This is a genomic window from Alteromonas lipotrueae (assembly GCF_019249215.1).
Lineage (GTDB): Bacteria > Pseudomonadota > Gammaproteobacteria > Enterobacterales > Alteromonadaceae > Alteromonas > Alteromonas lipotrueae.
Map to the genome: position 1 here is coordinate 356,296 of NZ_JAESDI010000002.1, position 23,537 is coordinate 379,832.

The 23,537-nt window shown below is 45.8% G+C and carries 21 protein-coding genes; 5 read left to right on the forward strand and 16 right to left on the reverse strand.

From position 1 onward, the window contains the following. Positions 1 to 117: 117 nt before the first annotated feature. From JKP82_RS03285 to gmk, 12 genes are all read right to left on the reverse strand, one after another. Positions 118 to 1,131 (reverse strand): ABC transporter ATP-binding protein, encoded by a 1,014-nt coding sequence (locus tag JKP82_RS03285; protein ID WP_159527967.1) that lies wholly within the window; start codon positions 1,129 to 1,131, stop codon positions 118 to 120. Then, positions 1,131 to 2,651: an ABC transporter permease gene (locus tag JKP82_RS03290; RefSeq protein ID WP_218395839.1), complete on the reverse strand. Its 1,521-nt coding sequence runs from the start codon at positions 2,649 to 2,651 to the stop codon at positions 1,131 to 1,133. The genes JKP82_RS03285 and JKP82_RS03290 overlap by 1 nt, the downstream gene beginning before the upstream one ends. Then, a complete protein-coding gene (locus JKP82_RS03295) occupies positions 2,648 to 3,682 on the reverse strand; it encodes an extracellular solute-binding protein (RefSeq protein ID WP_218395841.1) in 1,035 nt (344 codons plus the stop codon). Before JKP82_RS03295 ends, JKP82_RS03290 begins: the two co-directional genes overlap by 4 nt. 16 nt (positions 3,683 to 3,698) lie before the next feature. Further along, positions 3,699 to 4,508: a hypothetical protein gene (locus tag JKP82_RS03300; RefSeq protein ID WP_218395843.1), complete on the reverse strand. Its 810-nt coding sequence runs from the start codon at positions 4,506 to 4,508 to the stop codon at positions 3,699 to 3,701. Positions 4,509 to 4,912: 404 nt separating this feature from the next. Beyond that, entirely contained in the window at positions 4,913 to 5,386 is a 474-nt protein-coding gene (locus tag JKP82_RS03305; RefSeq protein WP_159527963.1) for a peroxiredoxin, read from the reverse strand. 9 nt (positions 5,387 to 5,395) lie between these two features. Continuing rightward, entirely contained in the window at positions 5,396 to 6,190 is a 795-nt protein-coding gene (locus JKP82_RS03310; protein ID WP_159527962.1) for a class I SAM-dependent methyltransferase, read from the reverse strand. After that, positions 6,183 to 8,255, reverse strand: coding sequence for an ATP-dependent DNA helicase RecG (gene recG / locus JKP82_RS03315; protein ID WP_218395845.1), 2,073 nt, complete (start codon positions 8,253 to 8,255; stop codon positions 6,183 to 6,185). The genes JKP82_RS03310 and recG overlap by 8 nt, the downstream gene beginning before the upstream one ends. A 144-nt stretch (positions 8,256 to 8,399) precedes the next feature. After that, complete coding sequence (trmH, locus tag JKP82_RS03320) at positions 8,400 to 9,131, reverse strand: tRNA (guanosine(18)-2'-O)-methyltransferase TrmH (protein WP_218395847.1); 732 nt, start codon at positions 9,129 to 9,131, stop codon at positions 8,400 to 8,402. 3 nt (positions 9,132 to 9,134) lie between these two features. Further along, complete coding sequence (gene ridA, locus JKP82_RS03325) at positions 9,135 to 9,521, reverse strand: deaminase RidA (RefSeq protein ID WP_159527960.1); 387 nt, start codon at positions 9,519 to 9,521, stop codon at positions 9,135 to 9,137. Between the two features lie 26 nt (positions 9,522 to 9,547). Further along, entirely contained in the window at positions 9,548 to 11,656 is a 2,109-nt protein-coding gene (gene spoT / locus JKP82_RS03330; RefSeq protein ID WP_159527959.1) for a bifunctional GTP diphosphokinase/guanosine-3',5'-bis pyrophosphate 3'-pyrophosphohydrolase, read from the reverse strand. A 142-nt stretch (positions 11,657 to 11,798) separates the two neighbouring features. Then, complete coding sequence (rpoZ, locus tag JKP82_RS03335; RefSeq protein ID WP_159527958.1) at positions 11,799 to 12,071, reverse strand: DNA-directed RNA polymerase subunit omega; 273 nt, start codon at positions 12,069 to 12,071, stop codon at positions 11,799 to 11,801. A 111-nt stretch (positions 12,072 to 12,182) separates the two neighbouring features. Then, on the reverse strand, positions 12,183 to 12,824 hold the full coding sequence (gmk, locus tag JKP82_RS03340; protein ID WP_218395849.1) for a guanylate kinase: 642 nt from the start codon (positions 12,822 to 12,824) through the stop codon (positions 12,183 to 12,185). 195 nt (positions 12,825 to 13,019) lie between these two features. On the opposite strand from gmk, the gene JKP82_RS03345 reads away from it, so the two are divergent. Further along, positions 13,020 to 13,691 carry an alpha/beta hydrolase gene (locus JKP82_RS03345; RefSeq protein ID WP_159527956.1) on the forward strand — a complete coding sequence of 224 codons (672 nt, stop codon included), beginning with the start codon at positions 13,020 to 13,022 and terminating at the stop codon, positions 13,689 to 13,691. A 63-nt stretch (positions 13,692 to 13,754) separates the two neighbouring features. Here JKP82_RS03345 and JKP82_RS03350 read toward each other — a convergent pair whose 3' ends face one another. After that, complete coding sequence (locus tag JKP82_RS03350) at positions 13,755 to 14,813, reverse strand: GGDEF domain-containing protein (protein ID WP_159527955.1); 1,059 nt, start codon at positions 14,811 to 14,813, stop codon at positions 13,755 to 13,757. 197 nt (positions 14,814 to 15,010) lie between these two features. On the opposite strand from JKP82_RS03350, the gene hemC reads away from it, so the two are divergent. From hemC to JKP82_RS03370, 4 genes are read left to right on the forward strand one after another with little or no spacing between them, the layout of a single operon-like run. Further along, a complete protein-coding gene (hemC, locus tag JKP82_RS03355; protein WP_218395862.1) occupies positions 15,011 to 15,946 on the forward strand; it encodes a hydroxymethylbilane synthase in 936 nt (311 codons plus the stop codon). Positions 15,947 to 15,981: 35 nt separating this feature from the next. Continuing rightward, positions 15,982 to 16,713, forward strand: a complete 732-nt coding sequence (locus JKP82_RS03360; protein WP_159527954.1) for a uroporphyrinogen-III synthase — start codon at positions 15,982 to 15,984, stop codon at positions 16,711 to 16,713. Then, positions 16,714 to 17,907: a uroporphyrinogen-III C-methyltransferase gene (locus tag JKP82_RS03365; RefSeq protein WP_218395851.1), complete on the forward strand. Its 1,194-nt coding sequence runs from the start codon at positions 16,714 to 16,716 to the stop codon at positions 17,905 to 17,907. Next, positions 17,904 to 19,076, forward strand: a complete 1,173-nt coding sequence (locus tag JKP82_RS03370) for a heme biosynthesis HemY N-terminal domain-containing protein (RefSeq protein WP_218395852.1) — start codon at positions 17,904 to 17,906, stop codon at positions 19,074 to 19,076. The genes JKP82_RS03365 and JKP82_RS03370 overlap by 4 nt, the downstream gene beginning before the upstream one ends. A gap of 96 nt (positions 19,077 to 19,172) precedes the next feature. On the opposite strand, the gene hydA is transcribed toward JKP82_RS03370, so the two are convergent. From hydA to JKP82_RS03385, 3 genes are read right to left on the reverse strand one after another with little or no spacing between them, the layout of a single operon-like run. After that, on the reverse strand, positions 19,173 to 20,624 hold the full coding sequence (gene hydA, locus JKP82_RS03375; protein WP_159527951.1) for a dihydropyrimidinase: 1,452 nt from the start codon (positions 20,622 to 20,624) through the stop codon (positions 19,173 to 19,175). Positions 20,625 to 20,648: 24 nt separating this feature from the next. Next, positions 20,649 to 22,124, reverse strand: coding sequence for an NCS1 family nucleobase:cation symporter-1 (locus JKP82_RS03380; protein ID WP_218395853.1), 1,476 nt, complete (start codon positions 22,122 to 22,124; stop codon positions 20,649 to 20,651). Then, positions 22,121 to 23,395 carry a Zn-dependent hydrolase gene (locus tag JKP82_RS03385; protein ID WP_159527949.1) on the reverse strand — a complete coding sequence of 425 codons (1,275 nt, stop codon included), beginning with the start codon at positions 23,393 to 23,395 and terminating at the stop codon, positions 22,121 to 22,123. Before JKP82_RS03385 ends, JKP82_RS03380 begins: the two co-directional genes overlap by 4 nt. Positions 23,396 to 23,537: the final 142 nt, after the last annotated feature.

The following is a 23,537-nucleotide window of genomic DNA, read 5'->3' on the forward strand; positions in this document are numbered from 1 at the left end:
AACGAGCTGAATTATACGTAAATGCTGGGGGGCTACAATGTGTGCCAGCAGTTTAATTTTAAACCACTGGTGTAGTGTATTGGTAGATAGGGGTTTTTAGTCTTCGAGTGCAAAAGTTTATGTTCGCGCAAACACCGCTAAAGGGTGCGTAGTGATTAGCGCCATGTGTGCTCTCGCACCCGGTTTCATGGCATTTTCATGGCTTACACGTACCTTTAATTGGCTGCCGCTGTCTAGGGTTACGGCATAAAGGCGGCTTTCCCCCTCGTAACGTACCCAATCTACAGTGCCATTGGGGGATTCATGGTCTGCACGTAAACTTAAATCGTCAGGGCGCACTAACAAATCTACTTTGCCGTTAGCACCATCCACTGATGTACCAGGCACAGTGCCAATGTTAGTGGTAACAATGCCGTTATCGAAAGTACCTGGAATAAAGCTAGCTTCGCCCATAAAGCGAGCCACAAACCGGCTGGCGGGCTCAGAATAACAAGCTTCAGGGGTAGCAAGTTGCTCTAGTACACCTTTATTTAATATCCCCACTCTATCACCTACGCTTAAGGCTTCTTCTTGGTCGTGAGTTACCCAAATAGCAGGCACGCCTGCAGCTTTAAGGGCATCGCGAATTTCCCAACGAAGGCTGTCTTTTAAGGCAGCGTCTAGATTTGAAAGGGGTTCATCTAATAAAACAAATGCCGGTTCGTGTGCCAAGGTGCGAGCTAACGCAACACGTTGCTTTTGACCACCCGATAAACGAGCAGGCTTAGCATCGCGAAAATCTTCAAGGCCAAGAAGCTTTAACCAATGATCGGCAAGCTTAGTATCTTTTAAACGGAAGCAAACATTTTGCTGCACAGTTAAATGGGGGAACAGGGCGAAATCTTGAAACACCATGCCTACATTGCGTTTTTCAGGAGGCACCGTTTTCTTCGGTGTGGCGGTCCAGTTTCCAAGGGTCATTTGCCCTTCTGAAATAGGAATAAGACCTGCCAATGCCTGTAAAATAGTGGTTTTACCGCAGCCTGTTGGGCCCACCAGCATGAGAATTTCGTCTGAACCTAATGCTAGGTTAAGCTTATTCACTACACGGGTAGCACCATAATTAACTGACAACTCACTCACTTTAAGCATTAACTACGATCATCCTCGGAAACGGTAAACTGGGCCCGGCGTTCGCCAGAAAGCATTAATATTAATCCAAAGCCCGATAACAATACCAGCAATAACCCCGGTACAGCGGCGCGACCAAAGTAACCTGCTTCGTATACTCGCCACATGTAGGTAGCTAAGGTTTCAAACCCCGTTGGCCCCAACATTAGGGTGGCAGGTAATTCTCGCATGGCTTCTAAAAACACCAAAGCGGCACCGGCTATCATGCCTCTTAGGGTAAGTGGCAACGTAATGCGCATAAATGCTTCGCGAGGGCTAGCCCCTAACACTCGTGCTGCTTTCACTAATCCGGTATCTAAATTCTCTGCGGTACTACGCACACTACCCACGGCAAGGGGTATAAAGCGCAGAACATACGCCATCACTAACAAACCCAAGGTTTGATACAAATAAGGCAATTGAAGGCCAACGTAAACCAATGCAGTACCCATCACGATACCAGGTACGCCAAAACCAAAATAAGTAATGCGTTCCATTAAACGCCCAGCTTTGCCCGCAATAGCCGCGTGGGCAACGGGTATGGCCAAAATAACGGCCACAATAGCGGCTAGGAAAGACGCATAGGCTGAATTCCACGCATAACTAAACTCGAATCCACCAGTGCCTTCCCGTATTAGCCACAGAGTGAATACCGCAAGAGGCAATACTATAGCCAGCAACAATATAGGCATTGCTGCTAGTAACATAAGGTTACGCTGCCAACGGGCAGGCCATAAACTTAAATGTCTACCTGGGCGTTCTTTGGCGCCGCCAATACGACTTTCAATGAATAAGATTAATCCTACAATCACCATTAACTGCAAGCTCAGCATGGCAGCTTGGCTTAAGCCAAAGGCATTGTATTCAACAAAGATAACGCGGGTGAAAGTGTCTAATCCCATGATGGCTGGCGTACCAAAATCAGACAGCGCATAAAGTGCAGCTAATAAGGCGCCGGCAGCAATACTGGTGGCTACACGAGGTAATACCACGCGCCACAAACTAGTATACAAAGATACGCCAAGGGTGCGGGCTGCATTGATTAAGCTGGCATCAAGGCTTAGTAACGATGCCCGTGTGGTCATCATCACAAAAGGATAGGTGTACAATGACATAACTAGCGCTGAGCCCCACAAACCATCAATACTGGGTGTGGTAATCCCTAATACGTTTTCTATTTCGCCACCACGGCCAAATGAAAAGTACATGGCGAACGCACCGATATAACTGGGTAAGGCTAAGGGCGCAGCTAAAAGAATTAGCCAAAATCGTTTGAACGGCATTTGCACGTAAGCAGTAAAGAGCGCTAGGGGCACACCTATAAGCACCGAGCCAATAATAGTCAGCACCATGAGTGATACAGTGTTGCCGAGTACGCGCAAGTTGTGGGTGTCGAATATTTCTGCGCTATCTGATGCTAACGAAAATAAAACGCCTACTGGCAACAATGCCATTAACGCGATAATTAGAGCCAGCGGGTACGACTTTGGCCAGTTGCTCACAGCACCCCGACTTTTCGCATAAGGTTAAGCGTGGGGCGTAAATCTGCTAGTTTTCTAAGATCCATATCGGGTGGCGATATTTCAGATAATGCAGGTAAGCCTTGCGGCGGTGTAACACCTTGTACCAACGGAATTTCATACGCTTCGCTTGCCAAATACCCTTGTACTTCGCGGCTCAGTAAATAGCGGATAAAGTTAACAGGTAAATCACCTTCGCTTAATGCCACAATACCCGAAGCATTGACTAAACAGCCTGCATCGTTTTGCGTATAGGCAAGGGCAACATTAGCGTTTGGCTTACCGGCTTTTAAGCGCAACGTGTAGTAATGGTTAGCAAAGCCCATATCCACTTCGCCCCGTTCAACGCCCATGACCACGCCAAGTTCGCCTGCGTATTTTTTCGCTTTGCTATTAACGCCTTTAAGCCAATCGGCCGTGGCCTTTTCACCTTCTAAAATGCGCATAGCGGTAACGAATGACTGGAATGAAGCATAAGCCGGAGCCCAACCCAACGCTAAATCACTATCAGCTAAGGCCATTACGCTATCTGGGATTTGATCGGGGGTTACCCGCTCTGTGTTATACGGCAATGTACGAATACGGCCGGTAACGGGTGTCCAGCTAGGATACTGGAAACCGTCTTTCAATTGCGTGGTTAAGTCGGTAGGTAACGGCTTAGCTAAACCAGAATCGGTTACCATGCCAATACTACCGGTATCTACCGCCCAAAATAAATCGGCGCGCTTCACCCCTGCTTTAGCTTCTGCAGCAAGGGTATTGGCTAACGCGGCTGAAGCGCCGCGTCTAATTTTTAGGTTAAGCTGTGGATTACGTTTTTTAATGGCATCGAGCACATTTTCATACAAACCACCTTCGCCACGCCCTAAATAAAGGGTGAGATCACCTTCCAACTGAGGAAGGGATTCTACCGACACACTTGCAATGGTGTTGGCAAAGCTCAAACTGCTGATAGGTAAACTACCTAACGCACCTGCGGCGGCTAAACCTTGTAAAAATGTTCTACGTTGCATTTGAAAAAACTATTCCTTAGAAAACGTCTTTACGACTTTTTTCTGCTTCTACTAACAAGGAACGAGCGCGATCTAATTTCGTTTGCATAGTTTCCACTACACCACGAACCGCCTCTACGCCTTTACCGCCAGTAATTGCTTGTGGAAGGGTTACGTTAAAGTCTTTTTCTAAGTCTTCAACTAGATCGGCGTCTAATTCAATTAGCGCCCCTTCTACCCCTTCAAAGCGTTGTAAGTAAGTATCGTGAACCAAGGTGGTGGCAACTTCAGTCAGTTGCTCTGCCGATTTAGCCACTACGCGATCTAAACGCTTTTTAATATCGTCAATAACTTCAGGCGCGGTGGTTGGTTCAACTTCAGTGGTTTGTACTTTGGCAACCAAACCCTGCTTTTGATATTGTGACGCAAGTTTAACTGCGCCTAACGCTTGCCACAAGGCTTGATTAAGTTTGGTTTGCTCTGCGCGAACGTCTTCTACAGATTTGCCGTTTTCGATACCCATTTTAATGCCATAGATACCCTGCCAAATAGACGCATAAACAGGTACGTACTGAGTTTCTATCGCAGAATGAAAATCGACTTCTTCCCAATATTCAATTAGGGCGTCTGTGTCTACGTTCTTGCTGTCTTTTTCGTACGCATCAACAACACTGCCGAATTTTTCTTCTAACCAGTGTACTTCTTCTGTGTACTCACCAATATGAGCCTGAAGGTTGTTTACATGTTCGCTGATTACACCATTTGCAAAGGCGCTGCTTGTGCCCAATGAAAAGGTCACTGCTAATACTAATACCGAGGCACTTAGCTTCTTAAGTGTTGTTGTCATCATTTTTCCTAGTACGCTTCTAATTATGCAAATGATACTTATTATCATTAATTAAGTAAAGGTAACTCGACGTATGATTATGTCATACTTTCGTATTTCCAAATGGGCTTTAACGTCAGTAACTACGCTGATTTCAGTGAATATTGCGTTTAGCAATTCATCGTATAACCGCTATTCACTGGCTGTCTGCGGCATAGTTATATTACATTTTAACGACACTATGCGATCAACTTTAGTGAGGTCAAGCTAGTGCAAAAGGCTATCAATATTTTTATGACGTCCACTTACTTAGGCTCTCAAGAAGGGCTAGGTTAGTACATTTCGCGATCAAAAAAGGCCTGAGCATCACTTCATATTATGCTCAAGCCTTTCAATGGGTTTAGTGCTTAGTGCTAAACTTGCTGTTACAAGCTTTTTAGCATGCTCTCGGCATCACTGACTTCAAAGCGACCCGGATCTTCTACACTGATTTTTTTCACTACGCAGTCTTCAACTAACATGGCGTAACGCATAGAGCGCAAGCCACCAAAGTCGCTGGTATTCATGTCTAAACCAATTTGCTTTGTGAAATGACCGTTGCCGTCTGCCAGCATCATAATCTCTTCAGCGTTATTCACCTTACCCCATGCATCCATTACGAATGCATCGTTTACCGATAAGCAAATAACAGTGTCTACGCCTTTCGCTTTAATTTTATCTGCCAATGCTACATAGCCCGGTAGATGTGCTTGAGAACAGGTTGGCGTAAACGCGCCTGGCACTGCAAACATTACTACTCGCTTGTCGTTAAAAAGCTCGGCAGTGCCGGGGTTTGTCATCTCACCATTTACTAAAAGGCTGAAATCCACCTCGGGCAAGGTGCTACCAACTTCTATCATGCTGCTCTCCTAGGATTTTTGACGTAAATACACATCGAATCTATGTTTTTTACTTTCTATTGCCATTGATGGATTATTTCCTGCTAGCACTTCTGCACTATTAGGGCGTTTTACCACAACTCTAGCCGATGCTAGTGCTAACGCTGGCGCGAGTAACGCGTCGGCGTCGGCGTCGTGTCCAAGCAATTGTTGAAACAATCGCATTTCCTTCTTCACCAAGGCTGATTTCTTTTTGTGCGGAAACATAGGGTCTAAGTAAATCGCATCTACGTTTTCACCATTCCAGTATTGCATTACATCGGCACTATTTCCATGTTGTAGTGCTAATCGTTCTGCAAGTTCTGGGAAGCGCACTTGTAAACGTCGGATACCATCTTCAAGCAAGGCGGCTACTATGGGCGAACGCTCTATCATAGTAACCTTGCAGCCTACACTAACCAACACAAATGCATCTCTGCCTAAACCCGGCGTAGCATCTACTACGTGCCATGGTTTTGCACCTTTAATTACATCACCTTTTAACCCCACCGCTTTTACAATAGGCTCTTTTCTGCCGCCACCATGGGCTTTGCGATATAGGCTAGCAGGGGAAGCAAAATCAACGTCAACCGGCAGTGTTTTCTTTTCGCTCGCATCAGCAAGGCCAAGTACATCGTGACTGACTTGAAGGTAAAAGCCTTCAACGGGCTTTTCTTCAATTGAAAAACCCCAGTTTTTACTGATCGTTAGCGCGAGCGCTTTGTCGCTTTCAAAGCGGGTATCGCCTTCGGTGCTAGCAATCACAAGAGGCAAAGTATTAAGCATGGCCATATTGCTCCTTGTGCCCTATCCAGCGGTTGATAATGGCTTGAGCGTGGGAAGGATATTGCTCCCATAAGGTATAGGCAATTTCTTGTACTTTGGGAATCAGCGCGGCATCGCGAACTAAGTCGGCAATTTTAAGTTCGGCCATACCGGTTTGACGAGTCCCCATAAATTCTCCTGGCCCACGAATTTCTAAGTCTCGCTGGGCAATGTAAAACCCATCGTTAGATTCACGCAAAACAGTTAATCGCTGAGTAGCCGTTTTAGACAAGGGGCTTTGGTACATAAGTACGCATTGGCTTTCTACCGCCCCACGCCCGACTCGCCCGCGAAGTTGGTGTAGCTGAGCTAACCCCAATCGTTCGGGGTTTTCAATAATCATAATACTGGCATTGGGTACATCTACCCCTACCTCAATGACGGTTGTGGCCACCAGTAAATCGAGCTCACCCGCTTTAAAGTCGGCCATTACTTGTAGTTTTTCAGCAGGCTTTAAGCGCCCATGCACTAAACCTACGTTAAGTTCCGGCAACGCTGTGCGAAGGATAACCGCGGCATCTTCGGCGGCTTGGCATTCCAACACTTCTGATTCATCAATTAGAGTACAAACCCAGTAGGCTTGCCTACCGTTTTCTTTACAGGCTGTGCGAACGCGCTCAATAACTTCCGCTCGCCTGCTATCCGGCAATACCACTGTGGTCACTGGTGTACGTCCCGGAGGTAATTCATCAATGACAGACGTATCTAGGTCGGCATAGGCAGTCATGGCCAGCGTTCGAGGTATAGGGGTTGCCGTCATAATTAACTGGTGTGGGTATCGCCCCTGTTGCTCGCCTTTATCGCGAAGCGCAAGGCGTTGATGTACACCAAATCTGTGCTGTTCATCCACAATCACCAAGGCGAGTTGTTGGTAGTTTACGCTTTCTTGAAAAATCGCGTGGGTGCCCACCAACATTTGTACATCGCCACTTTCGAGCCGCGCTAGCACTTCGGTACGGGCTTTACCTTTAAGCTTACCGGCCAACCACCCAATTTCTATGCCCAGCGGCGCAAACCATTCTCTAAAATTATTAGCATGCTGTTCAGCAAGCAGCTCCGTTGGCGCCATTAACGCCACCTGATGCCCCGCGCCAATAGCAGATAGCGCAGCAAGGGCGGCCACTAAGGTTTTTCCTGAGCCTACGTCGCCTTGTACTAAGCGCATCATGGGTCTGGGGTGTTGCATATCTTGCTGAATATCGGCCACTACTCGCTGCTGTGCGCCTGTAGGCGAGAATGGCAACTGCGCTAACATCTTTTCAATAAGGGGCTTATCTACTTTTACGCTAATGCCGGGTTGTGCATCTGAAAGCTTACGTACTTTTAATACACTTAAATGGTGGGACAAAAGCTCTTCTAAAATTAATCGATACTGAGCAGGATGAAGCCCTTCTTCCATTTCATGCACATCGGTATCGGGGGTTGGCCGATGCACTGCATGTAATGCTTCGTTTAGGCTTATCTGGTCGCTGTACATACCGTCAGGCAGTAAGTCAGCCAGTGCGCCTTTATCTAACATTTTAAGGGCTTGGTCAGTTAAGTTGCGCAAGGTAAGTTGCTTTACTCCCTCGGTGGTGGGGTAAACAGGCGTTAACGATTCTGCTTCTAGCGGTGCGTCTTCATCGATGAGTTTGAACTCAGGGTGCATCATTTCAATGCCCCACTTGCCAGTGCGAACCTCACCAAAGCATCGTATTACATTGCCCGGCGTCATCATCGTGCGTTGAATTGCGCCAAAGTGAAAAAAACGCAAAGTAATGGTGCCTGTACCATCACTTAACTTCACCACCAACATGCGTTTTTTACCGTATTGGATATCGGCACTTTTTACTTCGCCCTGCACGCTAACATGGGTAAACGGGCGGCACTCGGCCACGCTGTAAACCCGTGTTCTGTCTTCATAACGGAGCGGCAGGTGAAACAGCACGTCTTGTAAGGTAAATAAGCCAATTTTAGCCAGCTTTTCGGCCACTTTAGCGCCTACCCCTTTTAGGGCGGTGATGGGCGTGGTGGCAAGAGTTTGCATTTGACCGACATTCCTTAGATCAAGCGTATGATTTCATTAGGGTAATGAAAGCAATCATTTATTAGAAACGAAGTGTAATAGATTGCGAGAAGCTTGGCGAGTACGGTTTAAGGCCAGTATGACAGGTGCTACGAGTTTGACAGGCTAGGCGCCTGTAGGCACTGTCTGTTCATCGTCAGATAAGGCGTGTAATGCTTCTGGCGTTAACTGCATTTGTTTCCACCAACTTGCTGGTGCATCAATGCGGCCTATGTCATCAATAGCCGGGTATGGAACCCCTTTCGTTTTACTTAAGGCGCACAGTCTGGGGTAACCTCTTTCGAACAACAGTTTTTGGCATTCTTCTTCAGGTAAATGTTCAACATCGTACATACCTGCCAGTTCACGCTGGCGCTGCGCTTCATATAGCACAAGTGCTGCCGCCACAGACACATTCAACGATTGCACCATACCCGCCATAGGAATGATGATATCTTGATCGGCCATCGCAATCGCTTCATCGGTAGCGCCGTAGCGTTCTTGACCAAAAATAATCGCGGTAGGTTTGGTGTAATCGACTTCACGAAAGCCCACTGCAGTATCAGACAAATGGGTCACTAACACCTGCATACCCTGCTGCTTAAGTGCGCCAATGGCGTTTCCTAAACTATCATGGTTGGTTTGGCGAACCCATTGCTGGCTGCCCATAGCGGTGTCGCCACGAAACTGATATTTCTCTTCCCACACGGTATGTACGCGGTGAATGCCAATGGCATCACACGTGCGAACAACAGCCGATACATTGTGGGGTTTGTGTACGTTTTCGAGGCAAACCGTAAGATCGGTTTGCCTTTTTGCCAACGCACTTCGAATGCGAAGGTAACGCTCTGGCGACATGACTTACTCCGGCAATTCCATCACGCCGTCGATTTCAATTTGTGCGCCTTTAGGCAATGCAGACACTTGCACTGCAGCACGCGCCGGGTATGGCTTGTTGAAGTAACGGCTCATAATTTCATTTACCGTCGCAAAGTGATCTAAATCGATAAGAAAGATGTTCACTTTTACCAAGTCGTTCGTGGTGCCGCCAGCGGCATCGCACACGGCTTTTAAGTTTTCAAAAACCTGTACCGCTTGTTCAGCGAAGTCTTCTGAAACCATTTCCATGGTCTCTGCAACCAAAGGAATTTGGCCAGAAAGATACACTGTTGTGCCAGCCTTAACTGCTTGACTGTAAGTACCAATAGCGGCAGGTGCCTTATCGGTCTGAATAATAGACTTAGACATAATGGATCCTAAAAATTTTTTAAAAGTTAGTGTCTGGACTGACTATGACGTGACACTTTCTGAACCTCTGGCATGGTGCGGATTTTTTTCATCACTCGTGCCAAATGTACGCGATTTTGCGTGGTAATTTCGATGTCGATAAAGTAGATATTACTCTCTTTTTCTTCTGTTTGCAGTCCAATAATATTGGAATCGCAACCAGAAATCGTATTCGTAAGGGTAGCAAGGGTACCCTGATGATTAAACAACTCAATTCGAAGCGATGCTTTAAATTCACCTTGGGGTTCTTCATCCCAACGCATAGGTAATACACGCTGAGGCTCTTCTCTTGAAAGCTTGCGAATGTTGTTACAACCAATTTGGTGAATCGTCATACCCCGACCTGGGCTTAATACCGCCACAATTTCATCGTCAGGAATAGGGTGACAACAACGGGCATAATGCACCAATAAGCCTTCCGTACCGCGAATAGCCACGTTACCTTTTTTCTCTGGTAAATCTGTGTTTTCACCTAACAGTCTGCGCGCAACAATAGCGCTTAGCTCGTTACCTAAACCGATATCGATAAGCAACGAATCAAAATCATCGTGCTTAGTTTCAGCCACCACACGTTCAATATCGGCCTCCGGAATATCGTCCAGCTTCACTTCACCTAATGCATGGCGCAGTAAGCGGTTACCCATGTTCACGGCTTCTTGCGAATGCTGCTTGCGCAAATATTGACGAATACGGGTGCGTGCGCGAGCACTTACTACGAAGTTCAGCCAGTTAGCATTGGGCTTAGCTTTAGGTGAGGTAATAATTTCTACGGTTTGGCCATTTTGTAGCGGCTTACTTAAGCTGTAGTTTCTACGCTCTACTCGAACACCTACACAGGTGTTACCAATATCTGAATGCACCGCATAGGCAAAGTCTACGGCCGTAGCGCCCATGGGCAGCTCAATAATGCGGCCATCTGGGGTGAATACGTATATTTCTTCTGGGAATAAATCCGTTTTAACCGATTCAATAAATTCGAACGATGAACTGGCTGATTGTTGAAGCTCAAGTAACGACTGCATCCACTTACGCGCTCTTAGTTGCGCAGTAGTGCCGTTGTCGCCAGGTTCTTTATAAAGCCAATGCGCGGCAACCCCTTTATCTGCCATTTGATCCATTTCTTGGGTACGAATTTGTATTTCTACCGGAATACCATGGGGGCCAATAAGCGAGGTGTGCAATGACTGATAGCCATTGGTACGGGGAATAGCAATGTAATCTTTAAAACGGTTTTCAATAGGCTTATACAAACTGTGCATAGCGCCTAACGAACGGTAACAATTATCGACTGAATCGACCACAATACGAAACGCGTAAATGTCCATCACTTCGTTGAACATGAGTTCTTTATTACGCATTTTACGATAAATAGAGTACAGGTGTTTTTCGCGGCCCAGTACGTCCGACTCAATTTTATAAGCCGTTAAGCGGGTGCTTAGTTCTTCACGAATATTTTCTATAATTTCTTTACGATTACCACGTGCTTGGCGAACCGCTGATTTCAGTGCGCGATGGCGCATAGGGTACATGGCAAGAAAACCTAAGTCTTCGAGCTCATTTTTAATATCGTGAATACCTAAGCGATGGGCAATAGGTGCATAAATTTCAAGGGTTTCAAGAGCAATACGGCGGCGCTTGTCAGGACGAAGCGAACCTAATGTACGCATATTGTGGGTACGGTCAGCTAGCTTAATCAGAATAACCCGGATGTCTTGCACCATGGCCATCATCATTTTACGGAAGTTTTCAGCCTGTGCTTCTTGCTTACTGCTAAAAGCAATTTTATCTAGCTTACTTACCCCTTCCACCAGCTCAGCAACGGTATCTCCGAAAGCTTCAGCAAGATCTTCTTGGCTGTAATGGGTGTCTTCAATCACGTCGTGTAGCAAGGCTGCCATGAGAGTTTCATGGTCTAAATGCATGTCAGCAAGAATACTGGCAACAGCAACAGGGTGCGTAATATAGGGGTCGCCACTTGAGCGCATTTGTCCATCGTGGGCTTCTTGAGCCAACACAAATGCCTCTTGTACCAGCTGAACTCGGTCAGCAGGCAAGTACTTTATTACTTTCTGTTTTAAGCCTTCAAACAAATACACGGACTAGTGCGACTCCTGATTAACGTTACAACCTTAAGAATACGTAGAATTGAGCCTTTAGCCAATACCCAAAAAGCAAAGCGCCAGTGCTTTTTTCAAAGCACTGGCGCTTAAACATACAATAGTTACCTTTGCGGTGAAACTATTGATCAGAAAGAATATTAGCTACTGAAGAAAATTCAGCATGTTCTTGTTGTTCCTGATCGCGCAAATCATCTTGTTCAAGTGTACTAGCAGTTACTAAACCTTCTTCGATTTCACGAAGTGCCGTTACGGTAGGCTTGTCATTTTGCACATCAACCATTGGCTCTTTACCTTCGGTGGCAATTTGACGTGCACGACGGGCCGCTACTAAAACCAAATCAAAGCGGTTACCAATTTTATCTACGGCATCTTCAACTGTTACGCGGGCCATGTATTTCTCCGAAAATTAGGTTGATAAAGTAATTCAAAAAACGGCCGCGTAGTATACACTCTTGTACTGCGCGATCCTAGCGGTTTGTTTGAAATTAAAACAATATAAATATTAAGCAGATCCGAGCAATTCGTCTAATAAAGGCTGATAACGCATTTGCTGTTTTATTGTTCTTAAACGCTGTGAAATCACAATCGCTTCTAAATCGTTAAGCGCGGTCGCAAAATCATCATTAACAATAACGTGGCTGAACTCACTAAAATGGGACATTTCAGCCACCGCTTCTTTCATGCGGCCGGCAATCACTTCATCGCTGTCTTGCCCACGGCTGTTTAAACGTTGCTCTAGCACCTCGATTGAAGGCGGTAATATAAAAATGCCACAGGTGTCAGGCATACGCTTTTGTACCTGACGTGCACCTTGCCAATCGATATCTAGAAACACATCGATACCTCGGTGCAAAGTTTGCTCAATCGTCACCCGTGATGTGCCGTAGTAATTACCGAATACTTCAGCCCACTCAAAAAAAACGCCTTGCTCTATAAGCGCTTCAAATTGCTCACGGCTTACAAAGTGGTAATGCTGCCCATCAACTTCACCCGGCCTAGGTTTACGAGTAGTATGGGACACTGACACTTCCATTGCATTATTGCTATTAGACGCGTACTTTTCCATTAACGCCTTTATAAGGCTGGATTTTCCTGCGCCGGAAGGCGCTGCAAGTATAAATAAGTTACCGAGTAATGATGCCATGAAAGTATTAAATATTTTTTAAAATATGGTGATTTCGTGGAGCAATGATAGCATATTGAACCGTTAAGCCGTAGTAGCAATCGTTTAAACATACTCTCGATGCCTGCGCCAACACTTCAAACAGTGTGATGAGTTTACAGCGCGTTTAATACCCGTGCTGTTTTAGGAAAATACAAGAAGTAGGAACACACAAACATGGCGCAAGAACTTTTGCCGTACGTTGAACAGAACCCCAGCTCTACGCCAAATGCGTGCGTAATTTGGCTTCATGGTTTAGGCGATTCTGGTCATGGCTTCGCGCCTATTGTACCTGAGCTAAAGCTACCTGATAGCATGTCAGTGAAGTTTGTTTTCCCCCACGCGCCAGAGCGTCCCGTTACCATTAACGGTGGCATGCGTATGCGAGCGTGGTACGACATCAAATCACTCGATTTCAATAGCCGCGCTGATTTAGATGGTGTACTTGAGTCGGCAAGTCAAGTGGAAGCCCTTATCCAAGAACAAGTAGATAATGGCATTCCTACAAACCGCATTGTGTTAGCAGGATTCTCGCAAGGTGGCGTAATAGCACTTCATGTGGCGCCTCGTTTCAAACACAAACTAGCTGGTGTGTTAGCATTATCGACGTATATGTGTGAGCCAAAATTATTGGCACAAGACGCTACCGATACGAATCGTGACATACCCATAATGATGGCCCATGGCGAGCAGGATGAAGTAGTACCAATTTTTATGGGCAATGCGGCATATAAGACGTTAACCGAGAATGGTTTTAATGCCACTTGGCAAACCTATACCATGCAACACAATGTATGCATGCAAGAGCTAAGTGATATATCTACTTGGCTACAAAAATTGCTTGCTTAGTGTGCTTGTACGCTTATCATACAGCACGCTTAGAGGCTGCTTGATTAACTATACAAATTAACGCTACATCACACGGTTTCTTCCAGCACCTTTCGCTTCGTAAAGGTGCTCGTCAGCCAACTTCACCGTGTCATTGATATTCGCGTCAGTCAGCGCTGTCGCCACCCCAAAACTGGCGGTGATCGAATGGAAAATATCGCCTTCTATAAACGGGGAGTTTTCAATTTCCACTCGAATTTTTTCAGCCAGCTTTACTGCCATACTCAAGGTTGTTTTGGGGTAAATAATTAAAAATTCCTCGCCCCCTGTACGTGACACAACATCGGTCGCCCTAATGGCGTTTTTCATTAGTGTAGCAACCTGAACTAATACTCTGTCGCCTACGTCATGCCCGTAGTTATCGTTTATTTTTTTAAAGTAATCGATATCCACCACAACAATACTTAACGGGAAATAATCTGCGGGGTTTTTCATTGCACGCTCAAAATAGACCGACTCTAGAAAACGCCGGTTTGGTACCTTCGTTAACGGGTCAGAATTGGCTTGGCGCAATCTTTCTAAGTTATCTGTCATCATCTCTTTTCTGCTTTTGTGCCAGAAGTATTCAGAAATAAACGCAACCGCAATAAAACTGCAAAGGGATATAAGGAACCTTGATACATCTTCACCACGATAGTTCGCAGGAATGGACTCTTGGTAGTAAACGATAAAGGCGACCACGCCTACTGTACCCGTGACGTAAAAAATGGCCGCTCTAAAACGCACGATAATAATTTGTATCAAAATGATCGGGTACACGAAGTGCAGCCCAGTATTATTGTAGCCACCGGTAATGGTGAGCACCGCCACCATAACCGCAACAATAAACCCCGCTATATAGTAAAAAATATTGCTGTTTTTAAAGATATGCGACAACGCTGCATTAGCGAAAACTGAAAACGAAAAAAAACCTAACCAAAACGCGAGATAGTGATCATCCCGCGCTAAATTTTTAGCGGCAAGCACGGCCATAATAATACCGCCAATATATGAGATGAAATACAAGGTCAAACGGCGGCGTTTCACTTCAGCGCCATTTAAATGTGTCTTTTCGAGAAATTTGTGTAACGAAGAAGTATCCATGAAAGCGGGAGCTTATACCTATTGCTAGCGTGCAATAAGCATAGTCACACTATGTACAATTTCCCAACCGTAAACCTGTGCGCAAGTTAAAGATTTAAGTACAATGTACTTATAAGTCGAACGAAAGCCTTTAGCAATAGTCGGTTGATTGCTTTAGGTTCTATGCCTTAAACAAGGCTCTAGACAGGATATTAATGATGCAAGCAGCCCCTAAAAGAACGATTCGTATTGCCACACGAAAAAGCGCACTGGCGCTATGGCAAGCAGAGTACGTGAAAGCGAAACTGTTAGAACACCATGATTCAATAGTGGTTGAACTGGTTCCAATGAGCACTCAAGGCGATAGAATCCTTGATACTCCTTTAGCAAAAATTGGTGGTAAAGGCTTGTTTATAAAAGAACTTGAAATAGCCATGCTAGAAGGCAGAGCCGATATTGCCGTGCACTCAATGAAGGATGTGCCGGTTGAATTTCCCGAAGATTTTGGCCTTCACGCCATTTGCGAACGTGAAAACCCGTTCGATGCCTTTGTCTCAAACCACTTTGATAATTTAGATGCATTGCCAGAAGGTGCTGTGGTGGGTACTTCTAGTCTTCGCCGCCAATGCCAAATTCGTAAACATCGTCCGGACCTGAAAATTAAAGATTTACGCGGCAATGTGAATACCCGCCTAGCCAAACTAGATGCTGGCGAATACGATGCCATCATTCTTGCCTCTGCTGGCCTTATACGTTTAGGCATGGAAGAGCGCATTAAAACGGGTTTACCAGCTTCGGTGTCCCTTCCGGCTGTTGGGCAAGGTGCTGTGGGTATTGAGTGTCGTAATGACGATGCCGAGCTTATTGCGTTACTTCAAGCGCTGAACCACGGTGAAACCCAAACACGGGTGAGCGCAGAGCGTGCTATGAATGAACGTTTAGAAGGCGGTTGCCAAGTACCTATCGGAAGTTTTGCTACCCTTGACGGAGACAGCATAACCTTAACAGGCATGGTGGGACAGCCAGATGGCTCAACCCTCTTATTTGCTTCTGCCACAGGCCCTACAAAAAATGCGAAGCGCATTGGCGTTGAAGTCGCCGACGCGCTGCTTGAACAGGGCGCAGGAGAAATTCTTAGCGCATTGTATGACTGATGTATGTTATCGCTAACATATGCGGTTGCTGATTTATGCTATTAATTACTCGCCCGCGTCCTAAATTACAGGCTAGTGCAGATGCTTTTGGGCAGGCGGGGATTGATGCCGTAGGGGTTGCTACGTCAGATATTCAAAGCATTCCTGATAAGGCAATCGAGTTACAACAGTTTCTGTTGGGCTCGGCCAGCATCAGTAACATTATCGTTACCAGCATTTATGCCGTGCCAGCAGCACTCGATGCACTCACTCACGCCTCATTTCTATCGGTGCCTCCTACGCTAATAGCGGTAGGTGATTCGACCGCTAGCGCACTACGCAGCGCGAATTTACCTTATAAAATTGTTACGCCTTCGCTACATACATCCGAAGGTATACTGGTCATGCAGCAACTTAATGAGGCAAACTGTACACAAGTCGTTATTATTAAGGGAGAAGGTGGTAGAGATACGCTTTCTCACGTTTTAGGCGAGAGAGGTATATCGGTTACTGAGTTTTGCGTCTATAAAAGAGAACCACTTACAAACCCAATTTACACAAAGAGCTGGAAAATTGGCGATGTTAGCGGCATTATCGCTACAAGCGAAAATATGGCAAAACAGCTTATTTCTAGCCATAGTATGCAATTATTAGCGTTGCCCTGGTTAACGGTAAGTGAACGAGTTGCAACGAGTTTACGTAATCTTGGGATAGCACGCGTTTCGGTGTGCAACCGCGCCACCGATCAGGCATTAATTGCCTGGGTAAAGGAAAATTGGGAGTATTAAATGTCTGACAAGAATGAGAAGGACCCTCAAAACGGGGAATTGGTAAGCGTGGAATCATCTAGTACGACATCAGCGAACACGGCATCAGGTAGAGATACCCTATCACCTGAAGATTCATCTAACGGCACGCCACAAAAAGCGAAAAAATCGTCGGGAACCAAGCTTCTGTGGTTTGTGGTTATTATTATTTTCCTTTTAGTACTCGGCATTATTGGTGCTGGTTATTGGTACTACACCCAACAACAAGGTAGCAGCGATTCCCTGGTTAAAGCCCAACTGGCGAACACGTCACAACTCAACGATATGCTTTCCGATCGTGAGCAGACAGCAGACGCATTGCGTATGCTAAATAGGCAAAACGATGAATTAAAAGATACGCTTGATGCTTTGCAGCAACAAAACAGTGCATTAGTGCAACAAGCAGAAGCAACCCAACAGCAACTTAACAGCATGGAAGGTCAACGTCCTGCCGATTGGCTTATTGCTGAAGCGGATTATTTGGTTCGCATGGCGGGTAGAAAACTGTGGTTAGAAAATGATGTACGCACAGCCACCTTACTGTTGGTGAACGCCGACAAGCGATTGAAATCGCTAGCCGACCCTTCTGTATTCCCGGTTCGCGCTAAACTTGCCGAAGACATTCAAACGCTTCAACAAATGAACCCTGTATCTCAAAGTTCGGTCGCCCTAGCCCTTACTGGCATGTTGGCGCAAATTGATAAACTACCGTTAGATACTTTTGAAAAACCAGTAGACGCAAATGCTGACAGTAATGAACTGTCTGAATCGGCGAACGACTGGAAAGAGAACCTTGCAAAAGTATGGCACTCCATTGTTGATGGTTTTTTAACCGTGAAAAGTTTAGAAGGCCCTGTTGAGCCTGTCATGTCTCTACAAGCTCAATTTTTAGTGAAAGAGCAGCTTCGCTTACAATTAATGCATGCTCAATCAGCTGCGCTTAAAGCAGACTCAGGCCTGTATGAGCAATCTTTGGTTTACGCTAAAACCATGCTTGAAGAGCATTACGATGTAGAAAAGAGCCAAGTGACGGGTTTCATCTCAGCACTTGATAATCTTATTAGTACTGACATTTCACAACCCATCCCTAGTCAGTTGGCATCACAAAAGCCGCTTGAGCAATTATTAGAATCCCGTGTAAAACAAGCATTCAGTCAGGGAGCTAGCGCATTATGAGATGGTTAGTCATTGCCCTTGCGGTGCTGGCCGCATTTATTGTTGCGCTTATTGTTGGCCCCATGATTTTGGGGGACAAAGGCTACGTGCTGATTTCATTAGGTAATACCGCGATAGAAACCAGCCTAATTGGTTTTTGCATTATCATTATTTGCGCCATTATCAGCTGGTATATTATCTCTAAGTTGGTGTTATGGACATTAAGCTTGGTAACGGGGTCTCACCGCTGGTTTGGTGCATTAGGTGAGCGTAAACGCAAGCGTGCCTTTTACCATGGTTTACAGTCATTAGCAGCTGGCGACCTAAAAAGTGCTCACAAGGCACTTAGCCAAACCACTAATGGTGATTTTGAAGGGGTAAATTACTTGGCTGCCGCACAAGTAGCACAAAGCCAAAACGACCCGCAAAAAGCCCGTTATTTTCTACTACAAGCAGCAGAGTATGACAGTGCCAATGTAGCTGCCGCTATCGTGATGGCGCGTATTGATGTTTCTGAAGGTAAGCATACCGACGCACTTGAAAAGCTAGATAGCTTAAATGAAGAAGAAGCCAACAACCCACAAGTGATACAACTTAAAGCGTCGATAATGGCAGAGCAAGGCCAATGGCAAACCTTGCAAGAAAAGCTAAGTGGTTGGCGCAAGGCGTTACCGAAAGAAGATTACACCTTATGGTCGCAGCGAATTGCCAAGGGCAAGCTAGCTGAAATTGCCAGTAAAAATGGGGCTGCCGAGCTTAAAACCCACTGGGAAGGGTTACCGCGTAAAATTAAGCAAGACGACGCTTATCGCGCGGCCTATATTCAACAATTGCTTGAACAAGGCATGCATGCTGAAGCGCAAACTTTGTTAGTAGAATGGCAAAAGAAAGGACCACACCCAGTATTGTTCCCGTATTTTACCCAGTTGAATATACCTAACGCAGCGCCATCGTTGCGGTTGCTGGAAAGCTGGATTAAACAAGACAGTGAAAATGTAGCGTTATATTCAACCTTGGGAAGAGTCGCATATAACGCAGGTGACGATATTCTGGCCGAGAAAGTGTTGTTAAAAGCAGTGAAGATGGAATCGAACAAAGATGATCTGTTATTGCTATCAGCCATTAGTGAGCGCAGACACGATAGCACCACGGCATTGCAATATTACAAGGAAGGCCAGCAGTTAGTGTAGTTTTACGCTGTTAGCTTTTAGACCGAAAGAGAGAGTAAAAAGAAAAGGTAAAAAGAAAGGCCAGTCATTTCATTTATGAGAACTGGCCTTTTTGTTTTATGCGGTGGTGCGGTCTACCGCTTTAGGCTCCGCTAATGCTTTTCGCTTTTGAAGCGATTGATAAAAGTTCGCATACGTGGGGCGCATAACGTATTTACCATCGCCCGCCTTCGCTAACAACTCACCGTTTTGCCACGCGATATTACCATTACAAATGGTCATCACAGGTACACCGGTAATTTCCATCCCTTCAAAAATATTGGTTTCAATATTCGACATGTGGGTTTCGGCTGAAATCACCTTTGAGCCTTTCGGATCCCATATCACTAAATCGGCATCGGAACCTTCACGTACCGCACCTTTAGCGGGGTACATATTGAAGATTTTGGCTGCGTTGGTAGACGTTACCGCTACAAATTCGTTAGGGGTTATTTTGCCGCCATTCACGCCTTTTTCCCACAATACCGCCAAGCGCTCTTCTACCCCAGCGGTGCCGTTTGGAATTTGCGTGAAGTTGTCTTTACCCATTGCTTTTTGTTCGTTACAAAAAGCGCAATGATCGGTAGCGGTAGTTTGTAGGGTACCCGACTGTAGGGCTTTCCATAATACGTCTTGATGCTTTTTAGGCCTAAACGGTGGGCTCATAACGTGGGCCGCTGCGCGCTCCCAGCTGACATCTTGATACACGCTATCATCAACCGTTAAATGCCCAGCCAACACTTCACCATAAACGTGGTGCCCGCGCTGCTGTGCATAACGAATAGCATCAACCGACTCTTCCACCGAGCAATGCACTAAATACAAAGGTGCGCCTAGGGTTTCAGCAATACTAATGGCACGGTAAGCCGCTTCACCTTCAACCATGGGCGGGCGAGATAACGGATGCGCTTCAGGCCCAGTAATACCTTTTTCCATCAATTGTTGTTGTAAGTGATACACCAGTTCACCGTTTTCAGCATGCACGGTAGCAATAGCGCCTAATTCCATACAACGGGTAAAGCTTGATACTAAAATATCATCGGTGGCCATGATGGCATTTTTGTACGCCATGAAATGTTTAAAGCTATTAATGCCGTATTCGGTAGCCAGAGTTTCCATGTCTTTATGCACACTGTCATCCCACCAGGTTATCGCCACGTGGAAGGTGTAGTTAGACATGGATTTTTCAGACCAGTCTCGCCACTGTTGATAGGCTTCCATCAAGGGCTGGCCTGGGCTTGGGATAACGAAATCGATAATAGTCGTGGTGCCACCAGCTAGAGCGGCAGCTGTGCCAGAGGCAAAGTCATCGGCGGCTACCGTGCCCATAAATGGCAGTTGCATGTGTGTGTGCGGGTCGATGCCGCCGGGCATGATTAGCTTTTCAGAGACATCGACTATCTCTACATCTGATTCATTTACAGCAAGATCTTCGCCTATTTTAGTAATTTTGCCGTCTTCGCAAAGTACATCGGCTTTGTAAGTCATTTCGTGGGTAACTACGGTACCACCGCGTAATAATATGGCCATTTTCGTGTCCTGTTTCGCGTAAATTTAAGAGGCTTTTGCTAGCTCACCAACATTTGTGTTCACGGTGTTAACTAGCTTGCCCGCCGCAAAGTAATAAATGATGGCGCCAGAAATAGAACCGGTAAACCATCCATAGTTATAAAACCATGTGAATACATCTGCAGTAATGGCTAACAATGTGATGCCAACTGGAATTAAGAAAGCGACAAAACCAGCCCAATTCACTTTCGGGTAAGCGGCACTGCTGGTGTACAGCGCGGCTACATCTAGCTCTTGTTTTCTAATCAGGAAATAATCAACAATCATTATGCCCGCAATAGGGCCCAGTAAGCTTGAATAACCCAGCAACCAATTTGAGTACAGGCTTTCTACACTAACGTCAGACTCTATAATGCCGGCCTTCTTTAAAAGCTCCCAACTCATCAATAACACACCTACTAAGCCAGTTAATAAAACGCCGCGGGTATGGTTAATATATTTTGGTGCTATGTTTTGAAAATCGTTGGTGGGAGATACTACGTTAGCGGCCGTGTTAGTAGATAAGGTAGCCACAATAATAAGTAGCATGGCGATTGCCACAAAAAACGGGCTATCAATATGACCAATAAGCGTTACCGGGTCGGATACGGTTTCACCAACTAAGGTCACTGACGCAGAGGTCAGTAATACCCCTAAGGCAGCAAACATAAACATGGTGAGGGGTAAGCCTATGATTTGCCCAGTCACTTGGGCTTTTTGGCTTTTAGCATAACGACTGAAATCAGGAATATTTAACGACAGTGTTGCCCAAAAACCTACCATGGCAGTGAGTCCGGCGAAGAAATAGCTGAAAAAGCCTGCATCTTCAGGGCGACTTGCGGGTGTGGCTAAAACCTCAGTAACCGATACTTTATCACTCGCCCACCAAATAAGCCCTGCACCTACAATAAGGAGCAACGGGGCAGCTAGAGTTTCTAACCATTTAATCGACTCCGACCCTTTAATTACGATAAAGACATTTAACGCACCAAAAGCAAAAAAGCCAATGACTTCCCCCATACCGCCAAGCTGGGCCCAGCCGTCTGATACCGACGATAAAAACAAATGGATGGCAAGGCCGCCAAACATGGTTTGAATTCCAAACCAGCCGCAGGCTACAAAACCCCGTATTAGGCAGGGAATGTTAGAGCCCACCACACCAAACGATGAACGAAGTACCACCGGAAAGGGAATACCAAACTTAGTCCCTGGAAAGGCATTTAACGTAAGAGGAATAAGCACCACTATGTTTGCTAACAAAATAGTGAACAAGGCTTCCATTACCGACAAACCAAAGTAGCTGGTAAGCACGCCGCCAAGGGTGTAGGTAGGAACGCACACCGCCATACCTACCCATAGTGCCGCTATGTTTCCTGTACCCCACGTACGCTCAGAAAGATTAGTAGGTGCAAGGTCTTCGTTAAAATAGTCGCTCTCGGTCACCGATTTACTAAGGGTGACCTCACTGATTTCTGAACTCATACGCTTGCTCCCTCGTCTTCAGTAACAGGGGCACCAGCGGCTTCAGCAATACGCTTGCTGGCGGTTAACATGGTATGAAGCAACACATTTGCGCCATCTTCACATTGCTCAGGGCTAGAGTATTCAATTTCGTTGTGGCTAATACCATTTTCACAAGGCGTGAAAATCATGCCCGCAGGAACCAGGTCGGCCATATAACACGCATCGTGACCTGCGCCCGCGTAGATATCCATGTGTGAATACCCTAAGTTTTCAGTGGCGGCTTTCACATCGTCGGAAGCGTTGAATTCGACCGGCGCAAAGTACCAGAAGTTATCCACGGTAATCTCTAAATTACGCTCTTTGGCTACCGAGTTGCAGTAGGCCACGAACTCTTCATGCATGGTAGCCAACACGTCGGGGTTAGGATTACGTAAATCGGCGCTGAATTTCACGTTTCCAGGAATAGTATTACGTGAATTTGGATAAACCTGCATAAAACCTACGGTGCCCAAGCCGTTGTCATAACGGTTAGCTAGCGATTCGATTTCCGCTACAATTTTGCCTGTGGCAACCATGGCATCTTTGCGTAAGTGCATTGGCGTGGTGCCAGAATGAGACTCTTGGCCTTGTATTTCTACGTTGTACCAACGAATACCTTGGCCTAAACGTACTACACCAATACGCTTTTCTTCATCTTCTAATATTGGGCCTTGCTCAATATGGGCTTCAAAAAAGGCGCCTATGTTACGGCTACCTAACTCTTCTTCACCCAAGTAGCCTATGCGAGCTAATTCGTCGCCTAAACGTAAACCGTTCACATCGGTTTTATCTAGTTCTTGTTGTAAATCAAAACGGCCTACATATACGCCAGAACCTTGCATGGCAGGCTGAAAGCGTGAGCCTTCTTCGTTGGTCCACACACTAACTTCAATGGGGGTTGGGGTAGTAATATTATTTTCATGTAGGGTGCGAAGTACTTCAACGCCTGACAATACGCCAAATACGCCGTCGAACTTTCCGCCGGTAGGCTGGGTATCTAAGTGGCTTCCGGTAGCCACGGAAGGTAGTTCGTTATTAATACCTGGGCGTTTAGCAAAAATATTACCGAACTTATCTACTTTAATTTCACAACCGGTGGCTTCACACCATGCGCAAAACAAGTCTCTAGCTTGCTTGTCTAGATCTGTGCCGGCCAAGCGGTTACATCCGCCTTTTTCAGTGCCGCCAATCTCGCCCATTTCCATCAGGCTGTCCCATAATCTTTGACCGTTAATTCTAAGCTTATCCATTGTTTTGTCCTCGCAGGTGGAAGGTTATTCCTATTAACACTTTGCCCCAAGTTAGCTCAGCGAACGTACTATAAGAGTGCAACCTTGATAAATTTATTTACCAAACGGTAAATATAATTTCTCTCTGATTTTGTACTGATTG

Bases quoted from the DNA above. Each gene is read 5' to 3' on its own strand.
- JKP82_RS03295 (WP_218395841.1), bottom strand. From the start codon at position 3,682: ATGCAACGTAGAACATTTTTACAAGGTTTAGCCGCCGCAGGTGCGTTA.
- gmk (WP_218395849.1), bottom strand. From the start codon at position 12,824: ATGGCATCATTACTCGGTAACTTATTTATACTTGCAGCGCCTTCCGGC.
- JKP82_RS03310 (WP_159527962.1), bottom strand. From the start codon at position 6,190: ATGCTTAATACTTTGCCTCTTGTGATTGCTAGCACCGAAGGCGATACC.
- hemC (WP_218395862.1), top strand. From the start codon at position 15,011: ATGCAAGCAGCCCCTAAAAGAACGATTCGTATTGCCACACGAAAAAGC.
- rpoZ (WP_159527958.1), bottom strand. From the start codon at position 12,071: ATGGCCCGCGTAACAGTTGAAGATGCCGTAGATAAAATTGGTAACCGC.
- ridA (WP_159527960.1), bottom strand. From the start codon at position 9,521: ATGTCTAAGTCTATTATTCAGACCGATAAGGCACCTGCCGCTATTGGT.
- JKP82_RS03345 (WP_159527956.1), top strand. From the start codon at position 13,020: ATGGCGCAAGAACTTTTGCCGTACGTTGAACAGAACCCCAGCTCTACG.
- JKP82_RS03380 (WP_218395853.1), bottom strand. From the start codon at position 22,124: ATGAGTTCAGAAATCAGTGAGGTCACCCTTAGTAAATCGGTGACCGAG.
- JKP82_RS03350 (WP_159527955.1), bottom strand. From the start codon at position 14,813: ATGGATACTTCTTCGTTACACAAATTTCTCGAAAAGACACATTTAAAT.
- JKP82_RS03385 (WP_159527949.1), bottom strand. From the start codon at position 23,395: ATGGATAAGCTTAGAATTAACGGTCAAAGATTATGGGACAGCCTGATG.
- recG (WP_218395845.1), bottom strand. From the start codon at position 8,255: ATGCAAACTCTTGCCACCACGCCCATCACCGCCCTAAAAGGGGTAGGC.
- hydA (WP_159527951.1), bottom strand. From the start codon at position 20,624: ATGGCCATATTATTACGCGGTGGTACCGTAGTTACCCACGAAATGACT.
- JKP82_RS03365 (WP_218395851.1), top strand. From the start codon at position 16,714: ATGTCTGACAAGAATGAGAAGGACCCTCAAAACGGGGAATTGGTAAGC.
- JKP82_RS03300 (WP_218395843.1), bottom strand. From the start codon at position 4,508: ATGACAACAACACTTAAGAAGCTAAGTGCCTCGGTATTAGTATTAGCA.
- JKP82_RS03285 (WP_159527967.1), bottom strand. From the start codon at position 1,131: ATGCTTAAAGTGAGTGAGTTGTCAGTTAATTATGGTGCTACCCGTGTA.
- trmH (WP_218395847.1), bottom strand. From the start codon at position 9,131: ATGTCGCCAGAGCGTTACCTTCGCATTCGAAGTGCGTTGGCAAAAAGG.
- JKP82_RS03370 (WP_218395852.1), top strand. From the start codon at position 17,904: ATGAGATGGTTAGTCATTGCCCTTGCGGTGCTGGCCGCATTTATTGTT.
- JKP82_RS03360 (WP_159527954.1), top strand. From the start codon at position 15,982: ATGCTATTAATTACTCGCCCGCGTCCTAAATTACAGGCTAGTGCAGAT.
- JKP82_RS03305 (WP_159527963.1), bottom strand. From the start codon at position 5,386: ATGATAGAAGTTGGTAGCACCTTGCCCGAGGTGGATTTCAGCCTTTTA.